Genomic DNA, 19,630 nt, shown 5'->3' with positions numbered 1-19,630 from the left:
GTCTAGCTGAAGCCCAGCCAGCTGGGCAGTGCCCGACCGACGCCGCCCGCGGCGTCGCACAGGGTGTAGGTCGTGTCGCAATTGCCCTTGGGCGAACCATATCCCGCCCACATGCCGCCCGCGTCGCGGCGCAGCACAATGGCTGAGGATCCGCCGCCGTCGAGGGCGATGGCCTTGTCGACGCCCAGCCCGCGGTACAGGTCTTGAAGATTGTCGGGGGTGTAGCTGCCGCCCTGGAAGACCATGAGCTCGTCGGTCGCGGACTTGTACCCGAGGGCGGTCCGGGCGGCGGCCGGTCCGGGATCGTTCAGCTGCTCGGTGAATCCCGGAAGCAACAACTTCAGCCCACTGACCGCAACGAACTGAACTCCCTTGTCCATCAAGCCTTCTAGCGGTCCGGTGGCGTAACCGTAGTCCTTCGGCCCCGATGAGGCGATAACTTCTGGAGGTGATCCATGCGGAAAGACCATGGTGGCCAACGCCGTCCACACTTCGTCCCCGCCCGAGAGCGCCTGCTTGCCGGCGTATACCCGGGTTCCGGTGACCTGCTTGTTGGAGTTGGCGCTGCCGTTGGCGGTATCGACGTAAGCGCCGAGCGGTGAGCTACACCCGGTGCTCTTCCAGTTGCCCCCCTTTTGGCCGCGGACGTCAAAGAAGTTGGCGTTGATGATGAGGGTGGGCTTGCCCATGGTGACCCACGCGGCCAACGGCTTGTACGTCTCCGAGGCCTGCCACAGCCCCTCGGCGGTGCGTGCGCGGGCATCGCGTTCGCACCGGGACTGGTAGCCGGAATGGTTGTCCACCAACAGGTTTGCGCGAAGGCGCGACGATGCGCTCTTGATCACCATGAGGTGGCCGCCGTTGTCCAGCGTGTACTCATTGCCGGCGGCATTACGGAACGGAGCCGGGTTGCCGCCGCCGAAGTTGTAGACCAGGAAGGTGCCCTTGGTGTTGGCGATCGCCGACAGCACCGCGTCGTGGGCGGCCTCGGCGCGCGCGGTGTTGTGGGTGGTCGGAATGGGCAATGCCGCCACCAGCATCATGCCGAAGGCGGCGGTGATCAGGCGACGTGCGGAAGCGGGCCGCCGAAGGCGCGAAAAGCGTGAAATGCCCACGGCGGTCCCTCCTGTGGTGATCTTGATCAGTCAACGATAATCACAGCAGCAACTCAGTCAACTTTGGTAACAAGTGGGGATCGATAGGGAATCGGCAGCGTCGCGAAATCCGCGCTATCCCCCTAAGTGGGTGTGCATTTCCCACACCAGGATCTCCGCGTCGGTCGTCGCGGTGACCCGCAGGGCGCCGGTATCGATGAGCCGCACGGCATCCCCCTCGGCGAGCTCGCCGACAGCCTCAACGGTGACCGCTCCGTGGGCCACGAAGAGATGGACGAATGGCGCCGCCGGCAGCTCGACGCTCTCCCCGGCGACGGTGCGCGCGGCATGCAGCGCTGCGTTCTTCTGGCCGATGGTGATCGCCGTCCGGTCCCGGTGCTGGGGTATCCCCGAGGCGACGGTCACCAGCCCGCCGCGGAGCAGTTCGTTGGCGATCTCCAGCTGTTGATAGCCGGGATCGATTCCCGACTCGTCGGGTGCGACCCACATCTGGATGAAACGAACCGGATCTGAGTGACGCTCGCCCGCCAGCCGCCACGAGTCGTTCTTCTCCGAATGCAGAATCCCGGAACCCGCCGACATCCGTTGCGCCAGACCGGGATAGATCACTCCGGAGTTGCCTTCGGAATCTTGGTGCACCAACGATCCCTGCAGCACCCAGGTGACGATCTCCATATCGCGATGCGGATGTGTCTCGAATCCGGCGCCCGGCAGCACCGTGTCGTCGTTGTTGACCAGCAGCAGCCCATGGTGGGTGTTGTGGGGGTCGTAGTGCTCGCCGAATGAAAAAGAATGTTTGGAGTCCAGCCAAGAGATCTTGGTCGCGAGCCGATCACTCGCGCGCCGGACGTCGATACCCATAGAACGACAGTAACGCCACGCAGGTAATCCGTCGGAAAGACCTGCGTGGCGTTTACTGTCGGCGAAAAGCTACCGGCTTACCAGTCCGCTTCGGTGTACTTGATGACGCCGCGGATGTTCTTGCCGTCCAGCATGTCCTGGTAGCCCTCGTTGATCTGCTCCAGGCTGTACGTGGTGGTGACCATCTCGTCGATCTTCAGCAGGCCCTGCTTGTACAGGCCGACCAGACGCGGGGTCTCGGTGTGCGTGGTTCCGCCACCAAAGATGTTGCCCTTGAGGGTTTTCTGCAACATGGTGAACAGGAACAGGTTGAACTTGACGTCCACGTCCACCATCGCGCCCATGCCTGTCACCACGCAGGTGCCCGTCTTGGCGGTGAGGATCATGGCCTCTTCGATGTACTCACCCTTCATCTCACCGACGGTGATGATGGTCTTCTGGGCCATGATGCCCCAGGTCACATCCATGACCGGCATGATCGCCTCGGCCATGGATGCGTAGACGTGGGTAGCGCCGAACTTGAGGGCCTGTTCGCGCTTCCACGGCACCGGGTCGATTGCGATGACGTACCGGGCGCCGGACACGACGGCACCCTGCAGGGCGCTCATGCCGATACCGCCGACACCGACGATGATGACGTCCTCACCGGGCTTGACCTCGGCGATGTTGGTGGACGATCCAAAACCGGTGGGTACGGCGCAACCGAGCAGTGCCGCAGACTCGAACGGCACGTCCGAGTCGATTTTGACGACGGAATCCTCGTGCACCACCGCGTAGGGGGAGAAGGTCCCGAGCAGGTTCATGGCCGAGACGGGGGTGTTGCCGGCGTGGATGCGGTTGGTGCCATCGGCAATTGCCTTGCCGCTCAGCAGGATTGCCCCGCGGTCGCACAGGGAGCGGTATCCGCGCATACACGGCGGGCACTTACCGCAGGCCGGGATGAACGCGAAGATGACGTGGTCACCTTCCTGGACGGAGGTGACGCCCTTGCCTACCTTGGTGACGATGCCCGCGCCCTCGTGGCCGGGCAGCACCGGGAGCTCCATCGGGGTGGCGCCGGTCAGCACGTGGTAGTCGGAGTGGCACATGCCCGCGGCGTGCAGCTGAACCTGGACTTCGCCCTCGGCCGGGTCGCCGAAGGTAATTTCCTCGACGACGATCGGCTTGTTGAGCTCGCGAATCAGCGCGCCTTTTGTCTTCATTGACTGGCTAGTCCTTCCAGATACACGTGAAACAGGTCACTCTCCCGGACGAGGATAGCCGCTTTGCCGAAAAAGTGAAACGCGTTCTAAAAGTGCGTGGTCAGCGGGTCAACAGTGCCTCTGACGACTACCTATGCACGGTTATGAGGTCTCGTCTGTCCGCCGGCTGTGCGATGAGCCGGTGCCGATTCCGGCTCACGGTGGCCGAGCACGTCCCCGATTAGGAGACGCCGGCGTCGCGGGTGTCCCAGTACTTCTGGCGGAGCACCCGCTTGAGGATCTTTCCGGCGCCGGATAGGGGGAGTTCGTCGACGAACTCGAAGCTGCGGGGCACCTTGTAGTTGGCGATGTGCTCGCGGCAGTGCTCCTGTAGGTCGTCCCCGCAGCAGTCGGATTCGGACTGTTTGACGATGACGGCGTGTACGCGTTCACCCCATCGTTCGTCGGGGACTCCGATCACCGCGCAGGCGGCCACCGCCGGGTGCTTGGCCAGCGCGTTCTCCACCTCTGCCGAGTAGACGTTCTCGCCGCCCGTCACCACCATGTCCTTGATGCGGTCAACGATGTAGACGTAGCCGCGCTCGTCCATCCGTCCGGCGTCTCCGGTGTGCATCCATCCGCTTCGTATGGCTGATGCTGTCTCATCGGGCAGTTCCCAGTAGCCGAGCATGACGTTGTCGCCCTTGACGACTACCTCGCCGATCTCGCCTCGGGGCACCTCGTTGTCGTCCGGATCGACGATCCGCACCTCGCAGTGCGGAGCCGCCCGTCCCGCAGATCGGAGCAGTGAGGGATCGTCGTGATCGTCGGGAAGCAACAGTGTCGCCACGGGTGACACCTCGGTCATGCCGTAGGCCTGAGTGAATCGCACATTGGGGAATACGCGCTGGGCGCGTTGCAGCACGGCCTCGGAGATGACGGAAGCCCCGTAGGCGATGTGGTGGATGCCGGAAAGGTCGAGCTGAACAGCCGCCGGATGATCGACCACCATCTGAATCATGGTGGGCACCAACAACATATCCTGTACGTCGTGCTCGACGATCGCATCCAGCACTCCTTGTGGGGTGAACGACGGGAGGATTACGTGCGTCACGTTCGATAGGTTTCCGGCGAGCACCGAGGTGAAGTCGGCCATGTGGAACATCGGCGCCGAGTGCAGCAGCCGGCCTCCGCGGGTGAGAAAGTTTCCGGTGGAGAGCGATCCCATGGCTGAAGCGAGCACATTGTTGTGAGACAGCATGACGCCCTTGGGATTTCCGGTGGTTCCTCCGGTGTAGAAGACTCCCAGTAGGCTGTCACCCCCGGCGCGGGTGTCCTCGACGGGGTCATGCGCGGCGATGAGGTCTTCGTATCCGATCGCGCCCTCGGGCGTCGGTCCGTCGCCGCAATGGATGACCGTGGTCAGGCACGCGCACGCCGCGCGCAGCGGCTCGGGAGCGGCCTTGAACGCATCGTCCACCAGCAGCACTCGGGTGTCGGATTCCCGCAGCGAGTAGCCGATCTCGGCCAAGCTCCAGCGAATGTTGACGGCATTCAATGCTGCCCCCAGCCACGGCACGGCGCTGAGATATTCGATGTAGCGGTCCGAGTTCAGCGACAGCATGCCCACTCGATCACCCGGCTGGACGCCGAGGTCTCGCAGGCCGCCGGCCAAGCGGGCCACCCGATCGGCGAACTGCTCCACGCTGTGTTGGCGGCCCTGATGAATGGTGATGGGGCGGTTCGGGTCCTGCTGTAGCGCGCGGTGCAGCCACTGAGTGAATTGCATACCCCGATCCTGCCGCTGCGGCCCCATTTCGGGGGCGAAATTCGTCGAGCTAACAGGCAACCCGCAGGGTCCCGCTAACATGGAGGCAGGGGCAACAGCGGGCGAGGGGGAGTCGATGTCAGGTTTGCCGTGGTGGGTGGGGGTCGTGATCTTTGCGCTGGTCTTTGCGCTGATTTGGTACGTCACCAGCGTCATGCGCAAGAAGCGGATCGCCAAGCTGACGTCGTGGGCCAAGGTTCACGGTTGGACGTACACGCCCGACGACCAGAGCCTGTTGGAGCTGTCGCACGAAGAGCCGTTTGGGCAGGGCCACAGCCGCACGGCCCAGGATGCCTTAAACGGCACGATCGATGGTCACGAATTCGTGTCGTTCCAGTACTCGTACAAGGTGACCAGGAGCTCCGGCAAGGACAGCCATACCGAGACCTACTACTTCATGGTGACGTGCGTCGTCACGCCTCCCTCGCCCTACATGCTGCAGATAAAGCGCGAGGGCGCACTCGCGGGTCTCGCTCGTGCCGTCGGGTTCACTGATCTGGAATTTGAGTCCGACGAGTTCAACAAGAGGTTCAACGTCAAGGCCAATCCCGAGCGGTTCGCGTATGACGTGCTCAACCCGCGCACCATGGAGCGGATGTTGGCCGACGAAAGGTACTCGCAGCCACTGCGTTTCGAGAATGGGCGGCTGCTCACCTGGCGGACCGGAAAGCTCGATGAGGCAAGAATTTCCAGCGACGTCAAGTATCTGATCGATACTCTTGAACCCGTCCCCGCGTACGCCTGGGAGGTGCGGTGACGGCCGGCACGATGGTCACGGTCGAGGGCCACGACTTCGTGGCATTTGACTACACCTACGAGGTGAGACGCTCCGTGGGCAACGGCTACTACACCGAGACCCACAACAACATGGTGACCAGCGTCCGCATCCCGCGGTCCAGGCACTGGCTGCGCGTTGGCCCGGAGCGGGAGCTCGCGGGTGTCGGAGTTCGCGTGGGAACAACACTAGGAGAAGAAGAATGACCCCAGTTGTGATCGTGATTGTCATCGTCGCATTCATCGCCCTGATAGTCGGGCTCTGGCTCCTGACGACCTACAACGGCTTCGTCAGGATCCGCAACCTGGTACAAGAGGCATGGAAGCAGATCGACGTCGAGTTGCAACGCCGGCACGATCTCATCCCCAACCTCATCGAAACGGCCAGCGCTGCAGCACAGTTCGAACGGGACACGCTGCAGCAGGTGACGTCGGCGCGTAACCTTGCTCGCGATGCCGCCGCCACTCACCAGGGCGTCGCGGCCCAGGCACAGGCCGAACAGCAGCTCACCGGCGCGTTGGGGCGGTTCTTCGCGATCGCCGAGAGCTACCCGCAGCTGCAGTCGATCCAGAACTTTGTTGCGCTGCAGACCGAGCTGTCCAATACCGAGGACCGCATCGCCGCAGGTCGGCGCTTCTACAACGGCAACGTACGTGCCCTCAACACCAAGGTCCAGACAGTGCCCTCGAACCTTGTCGCGGGATGGTTCGGGTTCACCGAAGCCGAGTACTTCGAGCTTGACGATCCGGAGGCGCGCAAGGTACCCAACATCCGTGGAGCGTTCGATCGTTTGAACCCGCCACCACAGCAGTAGCTTTGAGTATCGTCCTGGGGCTCTTCGCTGTAGGCATCGTCATTGCCTGTGTCGTCGGTATTGCGCTGCTGTTCGTGTATTTGTTCAGATGGGCACGCGAGAATCGCCGAAGACGGTCGGCCTGGCTGTATTCCTTTGCGGCCAGCCGAGGATGGATGTTCACCGAGACGGAACCCGGGCTGGTCGGGCTCTTCGGCATGGGGCACAGTCAATCCGCGACCGACGTGATCCGTGGAGTGCTGGATGGCGTTCCCTTTGTGTCGTTCACGTACACCTATCGGACGGGCAGTTCGTCCGACAACACCGAAACCGTCCACACGCTCATGGCGACCTGCGTGCGCACACCACCGTCGCCGAACATGCTGCTGGTTACCCCCGAAGGCGCATTGTCCGGTCTGATGGACGCGATGGGGCTCGGGGACCTCAAGCTCGAGTCGGAGGACTTCAACCGCCGCTTCCAGGTTCGGACCAACAGCGACCGGTTTGCCTACGATGTGTTAAGTCCCACGACGATGCAGCGGATGCTCACCGACCGGCGGTTCCAGTTGCCCATGCGGTTCGACAAATCAAACCTCATCACGTGGCGGTGGGAAGCATTGAAGCCCGAATGGGTTGAACCGCATGCCCGGTACCTCATTGACATCCTGCGCGAGGTACCCGAGTACGCCTGGGACAGGCGATGAGTGCGAGCGCGATCGGTGGATACATTGGCGCCGCCTTCTCGGTGATCATGCCGCTGTTGGGTTTTGGTCTGCTTTTCCGCCGGCTCTTCGGGAAGAAGGATCTCGCCCATCCTCCGTTGGCCGAACATGCGGCCAGCCAGGGCTGGCATTTCGTCCCGGACGACGACGGCGTGCTGAGCCAGGTGGGATACACGAACTCTCTGATCGCGGTGCCGTTTCCCGGTGCGTGCAACGTAGTGCGCGGACGGCACAACGGCGCTCCCTTTGTGGCGTTCGAGGCCTACTCCAAGGCCGAACGTGTCGCGGCCGAGGAGGCGAACGAGGTGAAGCGGATGGCGGTGGTGGCCTTGGGAGCGCCCGGCTCCGTGCCGTGGCTGCAGGTGTATCCGGAGAACGTGCTCACCAAGGCCCTCAACGACATCACCTTCGAATCGGCCGATTTCAACCGTCGCTTCCGGGTGGTGGCGCAGGACGTTCGATTCGCCTACGACGTGCTCAGCCCGCAGAACATGGAACGGATGCTGAAGGATCCGCGGTACGCCGAGGTGCCGTTCCGGTTCGACGGGCCGTGGTTGTGGACATGGCAATCCGGGGATCTCAATGCAGGTCTGATCGCGGAGCGGTTGCAGTTCCTCTCGGACACGTTGGCATCGGTGCCCTCGTTCGTGTGGGGCAGACGATGAGTTTCGGCCGCGAGGATTGTCGGTATCGGTGAACGGCGGAATGCCGCCGAGAAAGACACCCCTAGAAGGAGCGCACCGATGTCTCGCATGCTGTTCGTCAACATCCCCGTCGCCAACGCCGCGGCCAGCCGGAAGTTCTTCGACCACCTGGGCTTTTCGTTCAATGACCAGTTCTGCGACGAGAACACCCTTTGTATGGTGATCAACGACCAGACCTGGGTGATGATGCTGGAGGAAGACAGGTTCCGCGGATTCATCGCCGACGATATCGCCGACACCTCGAAGAACCGCGAAGTGCTGCTGTGTGTTTCGGCCGACAGCCGCGAAGGGGTCGACGAGCTGACCGATGCGGCGCTCGCCGCTGGTGGGGTGGATTGGATGCCGGCGCAGGAACTTGGTTTCATGTACGGCCGGTCGTTCCGTGATCTCGATGGTCATGTGTGGGAAGTCAGCTGGATGGATCCGGCGCACCTGCAGTAGGGACGCACGATTGCTGACCCCTTACGTAGAGTCCTTATCTGGAGTCGCACGGACTCGCTCTACGTAAGGGTCACATGACACACAGGATTCTCGGGATTCCCGCTGCGCTGACGGCACTCATGGTCGTCGGTGGCATCATGGCCGCACCCGCGCAGGCCATCGATACCTTCACCCCCGGATCACCCAACGGGATCGACAGTTATTTCCCGCAGGACGGTAACGGCGGCTATCGCGTCACCCAGTACGACCTGACGCTGCGCCTGGACCCCGAGACCACGGACGTGAACGGCACCATGGTGATCCGCGCGGTCGCCACCCAGAACCTGTCGAGCTTCAACCTGGACTACTCGGACCTGGGAACCGTGTCGGCCTCAGTGGACGGACGAGCAGCCACCACCGCCTTCGGTGGTGAGCACGAAATGACCGTCACCCCGGACAAGGGCATCCGCTCCGGGAGCGCCTTCAGCACCACCGTCACCTACGCATTCAACGAGCTGCAGGAGGCGCAGCAGCGCGGGTTGGGTGCGCTACCCGGTTGGGTACGCAGCACCAGTGGCGGCTATGCCAAGGGCGGCGAGCCCGACGGCGCCGAGAACTGGTATCCGTCGAACAACACGCCGGTGAACAAGGCTCCGTTCAAGCTGACCGCGACAGTGCCGTCATCCTGGGTCGCGGTGGGCGGCGGCCGAGAAGGGAAGGCCACCGAATCGGGCGGCTGGACCACTACTACCTGGAACGAACCGAATCCCGTTGCCATGTACCTGGTTCCGTTCGCCGTCGACCACTTCTCGGTATTCCGATCCACGCTCCCTAGTGGGACTCCCGTGGTGAGTGCGTTTGCGCCCGACGCCGGTTCCGGCAGTGCCGAGGCGCGGCTGCCCGAGGTGCTGAGCTTTCTGGAATCGAAGCTCGGCAAGTATCCGCATGTAGCCGCCGGCGGCATTTTCGCCGACCCGATTCGCGAGGACATTGCGTTCAGCGCCTTGGAAACTCAGACCCGCCCGTACTACACCTTCAGTCGAGACGTCGAAGAGGACAAGCGACTCTCGGTGGTGGTGCACGAGAACACCCATGAGTGGTACGGCGATGTGGTGTCGGTGGAGCAGTGGCGCGATATCTGCCTTAACGAGTGCTTCGCCTCCTACCTGCCGTGGATGTGGGCGGAGGAGAAGGAAGGCAAGTCCATCGACAAGGACTACCGCGAGACCGTCGAGAAGATCTGGGACGAGGACAAGGTCTGGGGAAATCTGCTCTACGACATGTGCCCAGGCGGCGCGGAATGTAGCGCCGACGAGGTGTTCAACCCCCGTGGCGTCTACGGCAAGGGGCCGCTGGCGCTGCATGCGCTGCGACGGACGATCGGCGACAAGGCGTTCCTGGAGATCTTGAAGTCATGGCCGTCGGAGCACAAGTGGGGCAACGCCACCTGGCCGCAGTTCGAGGCGTACGTGCAGAAGGTCACCGGCAAGGATCTGTCGGGCTTCTTCATCGCGTGGTTTCACAGCGTGACCCGGCCCGCCGATCAGTATCTGTTCCCGGGGAGCCTCGCGCAGCGCTGACCCGTTGCGCCGAGACCGAGGTTGTGGCGAAGAAATGCGAGACGAATCCGCCACAACCTAGGTTTCGGCGTCACAAGGTGGCGGGGAGACCGAACTTCTCGAACAGCGAGATGTCGAAGAAGCACACCACGTGGGCCACGCCGTCCTGCGTGACGTCCAGGACGTGCATCTGGAATGGGCGGTGCACCCCGTCGCCCTCGCGCATATAGAGGCCGATCGCGGGCTGGCCGTTGGCGGTGGTTTCGAGTAGTCGCATGTCTCCGGCATGTTCGGCCGGGCACTGTTCCTTGATGAGGGTGGCGATGCTTTGTCCGCCCTGGTACCAACCAGTGAACGGCGGCATCTCCCAAATCGCCTCGGTGGTAAACATTTTCGCGATCGCGTCGACGTCGTACCGCTCGAACGCGTCGATGTATTGGCGCAGCTGCTCTCGGAGCATCGGGTCCTCGGGTTCCAGCAGGGTTTCCTCCCGCGGGGAAACCTCCTGGAGCTGAGCGCGTGCCCGCTGCAGCAGGCTGTTCACCGCGGCAGTGGTGGAGCCGATCGCCTCGGCGACCTCCTGCGCCTTCCACTGCAGCACCTCACGCAGTACCAGCACGGCGCGCTGCTTGGCGGGCAGATGCTGCAACGCCGCGACGAACGCCAAGCGCACCGACTCGCGTGAACCCACGATGCTGGCGGGGTCGGTGGCGTCATCGGGCAGCGGCTCCAGCCACGGGATCTCGGCGCGCTCGTCCAATTCGTCGAGCGGGTTGGCGCTAGGGGCGCCCAGACCTGTCGGTAGGGGCCGGCGCTGCTTGCCTTCCAGCGCTGTCAGACAGGTGTTGGTGGCAATGCGATACAGCCAAGTCCGTACCGAGGACTTGCCCTCGAACCGGTCATAGGCCTTCCAGCCGCGCAGATAGGTCTCCTGCACCAGGTCCTCGGCGTCGTGGATGGACCCCGTCATTCGGTAGCAATGGGCCAGAATCTCGCGCCGAAACTGTTCGGTATGCGAAAGGAATTCATCCTCGATGGCTTGTGCCGTCACGGGCGCGAGGATAGTCGCGTCCACCGACATCTGTCAGGTTGTTACCTCGGGTTGACGTGCACGGGCAGCTCGTCATCCCACGGCTGCCGGTTCACCATGTCGGCCACCCGCACGTAGCCGCTTTCGAACTCTCCGGTGGCAGCGTCGACGAGCCGGTATTGCTGCGTCTGCCGATGGATGGGTTGCGCATCGAGCAGCACGACGCGTACCTCACCCGGTTCGAAGTGGCAGCGTTCCTGCATCGCGGCGATTAGCTGCTCGTTGTGCATGTGTCCGTCGCCGAAGTTCCAGCCGATAGCGGTGCTGCAGATCCGCTCGCCGTCGGTGATGACGTAGTCACTCTCCTCCTGCCCGGACATGGCCCGGTGTGCGAGCGTGAACATCGCCCGCCCGTGGGTGTTCATGGCACGGAACGCATAGCCGATGTACATCAGTAGTGGCGCTTGTTCGGTGCCGTAATAGCGCTCCATCTGCGCCTGCGGCATGCTCGCGATGGCGACGATGCCCTTGTCGATCTTCTCGCTGGCCGACGGCTTGATGCACCACAGCGTGGTGTCCCAGTTGCCCGCGTAGTACCGCATACCGGGCAGGAAGGAAATCTTGCGGGGCAACAGGTTTCCGGCAATGACAACGCCGGCGCTCACGGCGAACAACAGCAGCACGGGCACCGGGTGCTTCATGTCTTGGAGGCCAATGCTCGCGTGTGTGACGAACAGCGACAGCACTCCGAAGATCATGAACACGTTCCACTCCAGGGGTACACCCATCGGAATGGCGGTGAGGATGCCCAGGTGGAAGCACACCATCACGATGGCCGCGACCGTGGTGACCCAGCCGCCGTGGCTGAAGAACAGCGCGATGGGGATCAGCCCTTCGACTGCGGTGCTCAGATGTGCGACGAAGCGGGAGAGCCGTCCGGGCCGCAGATCGTCCGGAAAGTCCTCGAAGAACGCCCGCTTGAGCCGTCGGGCACGGATGAGCGGGTTGTTAGACATCATCGTCGAGATGACAAAAGGGAAGTGGTGGTTGAGCTTTGACGTGGCCGCACCGACCCAGATGACCATGAAGATGAGCTTGGCGGCGACGATCATGTCGGCTTCCGCGAATAGGAAGGTGACGGTGAGGGCCCCATACACCTCGCCGCGGGCCGCCAGGAAGATCACCTTGTCGCGAAGACCTGAGACGGCGAGTAGCCCGAGGACGGCGGCGATCTGCCAGGTGGGCAGCAGCCCCGTCTCGGTGGGCTTGGACAACAGAGCGAACAGGACCATGCCCAGGAACGCCGCGTACAGCGCGATATCGACAGGAGTCCTGCCGGAGCCCTTGGTGAGCGGGATGCGGGGCCATGGTGGTAGCCGAATAGTATTGGGGCGCAACCAGTACAGGATGGACCCCAGGGGTGGGAAGAACCTGTTGTTGAGCGGTCCAAACCCGCAGCCGAGGCCAATGACCTCGAACAACATGGTGTAGAGCACCACCTTCTGGAAGACGACAGGTTCGGACCAGTCGGAGACGCCGGTCGCCACCATGGCGAACAGCCAGCCGCCCAGGATGTACAGGCCGATCTTGAGCACATAGAACAGGTGCAAGGCGACGGGTGTCCCGAAGCCCACCTCGGCCCAGTGCCGGGCCATCGGACGGATTTTCTCGGCGCGAGTGCCCGTGCTCCATTCGGCGATATCGACGACGGGCAGCGTGGGCTTGAGGAATCCCATGCGCACACACTAGAACGTGTTCTAGTTGATGTTGGTGGGTTCGGCAGTTCCGTAGAGTTTCCAGCGTGAGCGGATCTCGGGTGCAGCGCGCCTTCGACGGCGCCGATAACGTACGGATCGTCTACGACACCTGGACGCCGGCGGGGACACCGCGCGCGGTGGTGGTGCTGTCCCACGGATTCGGTGAACACGCGCGCCGGTACGACCACGTCGCCAAGCGATTCAATGACGCCGGATACCTGGTGTACGCCCTGGATCATCGCGGGCACGGCCGCTCGGGAGGCAAACGCGTCTACCTGCGAGACATCTCCGAGTACACCGACGACTTCGGAACGCTGGTGGATATCGCGGCGCGCGAATACCCCGACCTAAAACTGATAGTGCTGGGCCACAGCATGGGCGGCGGCATCGTCTTCGCCTACGGCGTGGACCACCAGGACCGGTACGACCTGATGGTGCTCTCCGGGCCGGCGATTGCCGCGCAGGTGGGGCTGCCGTACGTGCTGACGCTGGTGGCGCCGGTGGTAGGACGCCTGGCACCCGGGTTGCCGGTCCAGAAGCTCGATGTCAACGCGATCTCACATGACCCGGCGATCATCGCCGCGTACAACGCCGACCCGTTGGTGCATCACGGCCGCGTGCCCGCGGGTATCGGCCGGGCACTGCTGGGTGTGGGGAAGACGATGCGACAGCGGGCCGCGGGCCTGAAGCGTCCGGTGCTCACGATGCACGGCGGGGATGACCGACTCACCGCGCCCGAGGGGAGCCTGTGGCTGTCCGAGTCGGCACCCGATGCGACGCTGAAGATCTGGAAGGGCCTCTACCACGAGATCTTCAACGAGATCGAGAAGGAACTCGTGCTCGACGAGGTCGTGGGCTGGATCGACGCTCGACTCTGACGCTTTCGGCATTACGCCGACACGCCGCGTCGTGGCGGTTTCGTCTCGCACGTTTACGCCATCAGGCGGAGTGTCGACGAGATGAGTGGGGTTATCGGCGCATGGCCGAGAGGTCGCGGAATTCGTGGATGTGTGCACCGGACTGCCAGTCGATCCAGCGTTCCCACCGCCGCATCTTGCCCGCCTGCCAGCGCCGGTCCACCGCGGGCGCGGCGTGGCGGGCAAGCTCCACTGCGACAATGAACGGTGCACGCGCGACAAGCACCGCGGTCCCGAGCCAACCGCCTGGAATTCGATAGCGCCTTCTGTTCCACGGCAGCATGAAGAGCCGAGTGAATCCCGCCTGAAGCTGTAGGTGAAACAGCCCGCGCAGCCGGTTGGCTTGTGATGAGCCGGGATCCGGCGTGAACGACGGGACAAACGACTCGACGAGCTCCCGTGCGGCGTTGCCGCCGTCGTAGGCGCGGGTGGCGTCGAAGTGATACAGAATCCGTACCGCGTCGCCGATCGTGCGGGGGTAGATGTCGTCGCACTGCACGCCGAGCAGGTAGCCCAGATATCGGCAGAAATGCAGGGCGGCAACCATTTCCGATGACGTGGTGAGATAGCCGACCGTCCATAGTCCGAGGCCGGGCGCGACACTGCCCGCGATGAGTGTCAGCAGCATCTCTGATTGGCTTATGGGCTCGCCCCATTGCTCGCGGTGCCATTCGGGATGTTGGCGTACCCCGCGACGCACCGAGACGTGCATGACGCGGATCTTCAAGGTGATCTGTCGGGCAACGGAATACCGATCCAGGGCGGCGCCCGGCCGCGCGCACTCCAGCCACCAGCGGCTGGTCTCGAGGTGTCGGTGCATGGCGCCTTGTCCTGCATAGCCGCCTGCGAGCGAGAGCGGGGTGGCGAGCCAGCCCTCGGTATAGGTGTCCATGGTGCCCGCGTTGGCGATGGAGCCCATGTCGTAACCCCATCGCCTCCACACCGCGGCGCCGGCCTCGATCAGCTCGGGGTCGGCCCAGGACGGCAGCGCATCGAACTCGGCGAACAAGGCCCGCATGGATTCCGGTGCGTCGTCCACGGCGTCGATTCCCTCAATGAGCGCGTGGTCGAGCAGCATCCGCCCGCGTTCCGGGCCGATATCGCCGTAGTACACCTCTTCGACGAAGCGTTCAGCGACCGGATCGGTGACCCACAGACCCGCTCCGTATCGGCGCACCACTTCGTCTGACGGGTTGAGGTCGAACCCGGTGAGCCGACGAACGGCTGTCCGTACTCGAGCGTGCATCGGTGCGGGATGAGCAAGATTCTCCGCGTATGCCGCAGGTAGCACGGCATTTCCTGAAACGGTCACGCTGCCTCCATCTGATCCGGATGTCTGGGGTGTGGTCATCGAATCACAAGCCGAACAGTATGACAACATTCGTTGTCAGAATGCGTGTGCGCTTGCGGTCGCTGATCTGTCGCCGGTCTCGCCTAACCTGGCCTTCGTGACAGAGGACAAGCAGCTCTCGCGGATCGCCGCACTGCTCCGTCAGGCCGAGGGCACCGATAACGCGCACGAAGCCGAGGCCTTCATGGCGGCGGCGCAGCGGCTGGCGACCGCGACCTCGATTGACCTGGCGGTTGCGCGCGCGCATTCGGCGAAGCGAGACGCCCAGGCCCGGCCCGTCCAACGCACCATCACCATCGGTGAGGCGGGCACCCGCGGCCTGCGGACCTACGTCAACCTGTTCGCGTTGATTGCCGGCGCTAATGACGTCACGTGCGATGTGGCCTCCAACTCCACCTACGTGTTCGCGTATGGCTTCGCCGAAGACATCGATGCCGTTCACGCCCTCTACGCCAGCCTGGTCGTCCAGATGGTCAGGGCGTCGGACTCCTACATCGGCTCCGGGGCGCACCGGCCCACCCCCACCATCACGGCCCGCCTCAACTTCCAGTTGGCATTCGGGACACGGGTCGGCCAGCGGCTGGCGGACGCCCGGCAGGAGGCGCGCGCCGAAGCGGTCAAAACCGAGAAGCTCGGCACCGGCACCGAATTGGTGTTGCGTGACAAGGAAATCGAACTACGCGACTTCTACAAGGGCAGCTCGACGGCACGTGGGCGCTGGCGGGCGGTGAGTGCTCAGGCGGGCTACTCTTCGCATGCTCGGCGCGCGGGCGATCGTGCCGGCCGACGCGCCCGTCTCGGCAATAGCGCCGAGTTTTCCGGTGCCCGAAGAGCATTGGATAAACACTGAGCGACCAGCCGCGCCCCCGTGATTCCCAGCGCGCCAAGGTCTACGCCGCAGAGGAGTTCGTCCGCGCGATCTTTGAGCGGGCGACTCATAGCCAGCGCGATATCGACTTCTTCGGAACGAACCTGACACTCCCGCCCGAGGCCCGCTTCGCGTCCGTCGAATCCGTGCAGCGGTACGTCGATGAGGTGCTGGCGCTCGTCGGGGGCAGATGGTCCGCGGGACCCATCACGGTGCGCGCCCGACGCGGCGCCACAGCGGCACACTACGAACGCGACGGAAATCGGGCAGCTATTGCTGTGCCCGACGATCGTGACGGAAGATTATGGGCCATGCGCGAATTGGTGATTCTGCACGAGGTGGCGCACCACCTGTGCCCGCCGGACGCCCCTGCGCATGGGCACGATTTCGTTGGGCTCTACCCGGAGCTGGCAGGGCTGGCGATGGGTCCCGAGGTGGAGTTCATCCTGCGTTCCGTCTACGCGCGCGAGGGTGCGCGTTAGCGCACCACTGCGATGGCCAATCCGTCCCAGCCCTTGACGCCGACGGTCTGCAGCGCGGTCGCATCAAGCTTTGGATTGGATCCCAGTAGTTCCAGTGCGTCCCGCGTACCCTCGGCGTTCGGTCCATCCTCGGAGATCCAACGAATCACGTTGTCCACCACGATGACCGATCCCGGTGTGGTCAGGCGTAGTGCCCAGCCCAGATAGTTCGGGTTGTTGGCTTTGTCGGCGTCGATGAAGACTAGATCGAACGGCCCCTGGACCGACGGAAGATTGTCGAGGGCGCTACCCACCAGGATCTCGACGTGTTCGGAGAGCCCGGCACGCTCCAAACTCGCCTGAGCGACGGCGGCATGCTTGGGCTCATACTCGAGCGTCACAACGGCGCCTTCGGGTCCGACCGCCTTGGCGAGCCATGCGGTGCTGTACCCGCCGAGCGTGCCTATCTCCAACACCCGGCGTGCCTTCGCGATGGTGGCCAGCAGGTACAGGAATTTGCCTTGTGTCGCCGATACCGCGATGTCGGGCAGGCCACCGTCCTCCTGCGCCTGCCGAATATGGTCCAGTTCGGATACATCGGGTGCGACGGTGCGCTCCAGATAGTTGTCGGTGTCGGTCCACACTGATTGGGAGAGAGTCACTTCCGCGAGGGTACGCCTGATTCCTGGGTGTTGAGCCTCAGGTGCGCATCAGCCCCGCAGCGCGGAGATGAAAATCCGGGGGACCTTCAGCAGGCTGGGCTTACTGGCGAAATCGACCAGGAGTTCGCCGGTGCCCGCCGCGGTGGCATTGCTCACGAACCACGGCGGTTTCGGGGACAGCGCCCATTCCCCGTGCACCACGGACCGCGGGAACGGCCGGAAAGGTCCGCGTACGACGGTGCGTTCCGGCTTCTCGACCAGGAAGCCGTTGTGCACCACGCCGATTCCGCTCTGCACGTCATTGAGGGCATGGCCGGGGAACGCTCCCCAGGTGGCGGTGGCAGTGAGGTAACCCACGGCTGTCCAGGCGTTGATGGCCACCGTGCCGTACCGAAGATCCTCGACCAGCGTGTCAAAGTTCGCGCCGAGCTGCTTGATCGAGTCAGGGTGCGCGACGATGTTCACGCCGAGGGTTCCGACGAATTCGTCGTTGGTAACCCGTGCTGCTTCCTGTAGGAAGCCGGTGCCGTCCGCATTCAGCTCGATCACGCCAAGTACGGGTCCGAAGTACTCGGTACGTAGCAGGGCGGTGCGATCCTCGGGATCAACAACCAGCACGCGGGCACCGTTCTGCCCGAGACGCTCGGCGTCGGGATAGGACCGCTGCGCGCCTGCGATTCGGTCATCCGAACCGGGGTAGTAGGCGGGCCGGGCCGGTGCCTCATCGATGGCCTTGCGCAGTGCGGCGAGGAACTCGTCGCGCTGCGGCCACGTCTTCGACAACACCACGACCTGCGACGCGATGCAGTTGTAGCCGTTGTTGTGCAGCCGTTGGGTGGCGATGTGGCGAGCCTGGAATTCGATATCCGAGGAGCTCCATTTGCCCGGAACCACGATGGTCGGCGAAACGCCGCCGAGCTCACTGGTGATGGCCTTATCCAATACGGGCGCCTCTGCAGCTTTGCGGCGCGCGCCCTCCTCTCCGGTGCCGAACACGATGGCGTCGTGGGTGACAGAGCTGCCGGTCATGTGGACGTGATCCACCAGCTGGTGATGCACCAGGTAGGTGCCGACATCGGCGCCGCCGGTCAGGATCCGCACCGCACCGATCGCGATGAACGGTTGCAGCACTTTGGTGAACACCGCCAGCAGCGGATCGGTGATGGGGTTCAACTTCAGCGCCACCACGCGGTTGTTGGCGAACAGCTCGTACAGCGTGTCTAGCGGTGCGATCGAGGTGATGTTGCCCGCGCCGAGCACCGCGCCGACCCCGTGGGTGTTACTGGGATCGCGCTGTGCCAGGCCGGCGGTGCGCAACGCCTCGGACCGATCCACGCCGGGCTGCAACCACAGCTCGGCACTGAATCCGGACAGCAGCAGGCTGTCGAAGATGTTGAGCGGCAATACCGAAATGGTGGTGCGGCCACCGGGCGTGACGCCGAACTTAGCGTCACGCAGCGGACTGTGCCCGGCTTGGAGCTGCTCCAGGCTGGCGGTGAGGGCGGCGATGCCTCCGGCGACGGCGTAAGGACCCGAAATCCATTCCTCGCCGACCAACGGAGAGTCCGGATCGAGCTTCTTGATCTGGAATGCGGCGGCGTGCACCCACTGCTCGGCGTTGTCGATCAGGGCCTGGCGGGCGTCGGCCAATAGCCGCAGCCGATCCGCCAAAGAGGTTTTAGCCCAGGCTTTTTCGCCTGCGACCAGGTCCTGCAGGGCCTGGTCAACCGGGGATTCGATCTGCACGTCGGTCATATTTGTCAGCTCACGCTCTGTCGAATGGTGCTCCTAATAGCGCAGATGGTACGCGACGTACCAGCTGATTGGCTAGAGTGAGATCCGTGCAGCCCAATGGCCAAGAATCCTCGGCGGGCAGGTGGAGTGGCCAGCGCGAACGCCGGCGCGCTGAGTTCGTCGAGGCCGCCCTTGCGGCGATCGCCGAGCACGGCCCGCAGACCTCGACTGAGCAGATTGCGGTGCACGTTGGGGTCACCCGAACCAAGCTCTACCGGCACTTCACCGATGCGGCGGACTTACAGCGCGCGGTGGCCCAGCGGGCGAGCGAGATGATCATTGCCGAACTCGAACCGGTGTGGCAGCCACACGGATCGATGGCACAGATCATCGGGGCGGGTATCGGCGCGTATGTGCGTTTCCTCGTCGGGCACCGCAACTTGTACCGGTACTTGGCGAGATGCTCGCTCTCGGAGGGCTCTGACACGCCCGATGCGATCGCGGATATCAAACTGTCGACCGGAAAACATCTTTCGCACGTATTCGCGGTGTACTTGGCCGCGTTCGGAGTCGAGAGTGATACCGAGCTGTTGGCGATGGGCATCGTCGGGATGGCCGAGACCTCGGTGAGTTATTGGCTCGATCAACCGGGGGGAACCTCCCAGGAGCGGTTGATCGATGATCTGGTCAGGCGAATCTGGCTCATCGTCGATGACAATTTACGGGTGGGTGGAGTCTATTTGGAGTGCGACGAGTCGCTGCCCTCCCCGGCAGAGATCGCACGTACGGCAGAGCACTATCGCGATCCCGGGCGCGTTTCTTGAGCGCGATTGTCGACTTTTCGCGCGAAAGTGCGGGTAGTCGGCACGAAAAGTCGACAATCGGCGGGAAG

Annotated in this window: 20 protein-coding genes; 11 read left to right on the top strand and 9 right to left on the bottom strand. The window is 63.7% G+C overall.

Annotated elements, in window-relative coordinates; genetic code table 11:
• Positions 1-2 precede the first annotated feature (2 nt).
• The 4 genes from FZI91_RS07545 to FZI91_RS07530 all read right to left on the bottom strand — a co-directional run bounded on the left by FZI91_RS07545 (position 3) and on the right by FZI91_RS07530 (position 4,946).
• Complete coding sequence (locus FZI91_RS07545; protein ID WP_162526501.1) at positions 3-1,115, bottom strand: phosphodiester glycosidase family protein; 1,113 nt, start codon at positions 1,113-1,115, stop codon at positions 3-5.
• A 114-nt stretch (positions 1,116-1,229) separates the two neighbouring features.
• Positions 1,230-1,976 (bottom strand): pirin-like bicupin family protein, encoded by a 747-nt coding sequence (locus FZI91_RS07540; protein WP_155938184.1) that lies wholly within the window; start codon positions 1,974-1,976, stop codon positions 1,230-1,232.
• Between the two features lie 77 nt (positions 1,977-2,053).
• A complete protein-coding gene (locus FZI91_RS07535; protein WP_155938183.1) occupies positions 2,054-3,178 on the bottom strand; it encodes an NDMA-dependent alcohol dehydrogenase in 1,125 nt (374 codons plus the stop codon).
• A gap of 220 nt (positions 3,179-3,398) precedes the next feature.
• Positions 3,399-4,946 carry a long-chain-fatty-acid--CoA ligase gene (locus tag FZI91_RS07530; RefSeq protein ID WP_155938182.1) on the bottom strand — a complete coding sequence of 516 codons (1,548 nt, stop codon included), beginning with the start codon at positions 4,944-4,946 and terminating at the stop codon, positions 3,399-3,401.
• A gap of 115 nt (positions 4,947-5,061) precedes the next feature.
• Here FZI91_RS07530 and FZI91_RS07525 point away from each other — a divergent pair, with 115 nt between their 5' ends.
• The 7 genes from FZI91_RS07525 to FZI91_RS07495 all read left to right on the top strand — a co-directional run bounded on the left by FZI91_RS07525 (position 5,062) and on the right by FZI91_RS07495 (position 9,979).
• Positions 5,062-5,742 (top strand): DUF3137 domain-containing protein, encoded by a 681-nt coding sequence (locus FZI91_RS07525; protein WP_155938181.1) that lies wholly within the window; start codon positions 5,062-5,064, stop codon positions 5,740-5,742.
• Entirely contained in the window at positions 5,739-5,966 is a 228-nt protein-coding gene (locus FZI91_RS07520; protein WP_155938180.1) for a hypothetical protein, read from the top strand. The genes FZI91_RS07525 and FZI91_RS07520 overlap by 4 nt, the downstream gene beginning before the upstream one ends.
• The gene (locus FZI91_RS07515; RefSeq protein ID WP_155938179.1) at positions 5,963-6,574 is read left to right on the top strand and encodes a LemA family protein; all 612 of its coding nucleotides are present in this window, start codon (positions 5,963-5,965) and stop codon (positions 6,572-6,574) included. The genes FZI91_RS07520 and FZI91_RS07515 overlap by 4 nt, the downstream gene beginning before the upstream one ends.
• A 2-nt stretch (positions 6,575-6,576) precedes the next feature.
• On the top strand, positions 6,577-7,257 hold the full coding sequence (locus FZI91_RS07510; RefSeq protein ID WP_155938178.1) for a DUF3137 domain-containing protein: 681 nt from the start codon (positions 6,577-6,579) through the stop codon (positions 7,255-7,257).
• Positions 7,254-7,940: a DUF3137 domain-containing protein gene (locus FZI91_RS07505; protein ID WP_155938177.1), complete on the top strand. Its 687-nt coding sequence runs from the start codon at positions 7,254-7,256 to the stop codon at positions 7,938-7,940. Before FZI91_RS07510 ends, FZI91_RS07505 begins: the two co-directional genes overlap by 4 nt.
• A gap of 78 nt (positions 7,941-8,018) precedes the next feature.
• Entirely contained in the window at positions 8,019-8,420 is a 402-nt protein-coding gene (locus tag FZI91_RS07500) for a VOC family protein (RefSeq protein WP_155938176.1), read from the top strand.
• 74 nt (positions 8,421-8,494) lie between these two features.
• Positions 8,495-9,979, top strand: a complete 1,485-nt coding sequence (locus FZI91_RS07495) for a M1 family metallopeptidase (RefSeq protein WP_155938175.1) — start codon at positions 8,495-8,497, stop codon at positions 9,977-9,979.
• Positions 9,980-10,049: 70 nt separating this feature from the next.
• Here FZI91_RS07495 and FZI91_RS07490 read toward each other — a convergent pair whose 3' ends face one another.
• Entirely contained in the window at positions 10,050-11,009 is a 960-nt protein-coding gene (locus FZI91_RS07490; RefSeq protein WP_162526500.1) for a sigma-70 family RNA polymerase sigma factor, read from the bottom strand.
• 41 nt (positions 11,010-11,050) lie between these two features.
• Positions 11,051-12,724, bottom strand: coding sequence for a DUF3556 domain-containing protein (locus tag FZI91_RS07485; RefSeq protein ID WP_155938173.1), 1,674 nt, complete (start codon positions 12,722-12,724; stop codon positions 11,051-11,053).
• Between the two features lie 80 nt (positions 12,725-12,804).
• On the opposite strand from FZI91_RS07485, the gene FZI91_RS07480 reads away from it, so the two are divergent.
• Positions 12,805-13,623 (top strand): alpha/beta hydrolase, encoded by an 819-nt coding sequence (locus FZI91_RS07480; protein WP_162526552.1) that lies wholly within the window; start codon positions 12,805-12,807, stop codon positions 13,621-13,623.
• Between the two features lie 91 nt (positions 13,624-13,714).
• Here the strand turns inward: FZI91_RS07480 and FZI91_RS07475 are convergent, their stop codons facing one another.
• A complete protein-coding gene (locus FZI91_RS07475) occupies positions 13,715-14,974 on the bottom strand; it encodes an oxygenase MpaB family protein (protein WP_375234384.1) in 1,260 nt (419 codons plus the stop codon).
• 136 nt (positions 14,975-15,110) lie between these two features.
• Here FZI91_RS07475 and FZI91_RS07470 point away from each other — a divergent pair, with 136 nt between their 5' ends.
• A complete protein-coding gene (locus FZI91_RS07470) occupies positions 15,111-15,863 on the top strand; it encodes a DUF2786 domain-containing protein (RefSeq protein WP_162526499.1) in 753 nt (250 codons plus the stop codon).
• Positions 15,860-16,363 (top strand): TIGR04338 family metallohydrolase, encoded by a 504-nt coding sequence (locus FZI91_RS07465; protein ID WP_155938172.1) that lies wholly within the window; start codon positions 15,860-15,862, stop codon positions 16,361-16,363. Before FZI91_RS07470 ends, FZI91_RS07465 begins: the two co-directional genes overlap by 4 nt.
• Here the strand turns inward: FZI91_RS07465 and FZI91_RS07460 are convergent.
• Positions 16,360-17,004 (bottom strand): O-methyltransferase, encoded by a 645-nt coding sequence (locus FZI91_RS07460; RefSeq protein ID WP_162526498.1) that lies wholly within the window; start codon positions 17,002-17,004, stop codon positions 16,360-16,362. The genes FZI91_RS07465 and FZI91_RS07460 overlap by 4 nt on opposite strands.
• Before the next feature lie 48 nt (positions 17,005-17,052).
• Positions 17,053-18,759, bottom strand: coding sequence for an aldehyde dehydrogenase family protein (locus FZI91_RS07455; protein WP_155938171.1), 1,707 nt, complete (start codon positions 18,757-18,759; stop codon positions 17,053-17,055).
• 77 nt (positions 18,760-18,836) lie between these two features.
• Between FZI91_RS07455 and FZI91_RS07450 the strand changes: the two genes are divergently transcribed.
• Complete coding sequence (locus tag FZI91_RS07450; protein WP_162526497.1) at positions 18,837-19,562, top strand: TetR/AcrR family transcriptional regulator; 726 nt, start codon at positions 18,837-18,839, stop codon at positions 19,560-19,562.
• Positions 19,563-19,630 lie beyond the last annotated feature (68 nt).

It is taken from the genome of Mycobacteroides sp. CBMA 271, assembly GCF_009729205.1.
Classification (GTDB): Bacteria; Actinomycetota; Actinomycetes; order Mycobacteriales; family Mycobacteriaceae; genus Mycobacterium.
The sequence above is the reverse complement of the archived record's forward strand: the minus strand, read 5'-3'. Positions and strand labels throughout refer to the sequence as shown.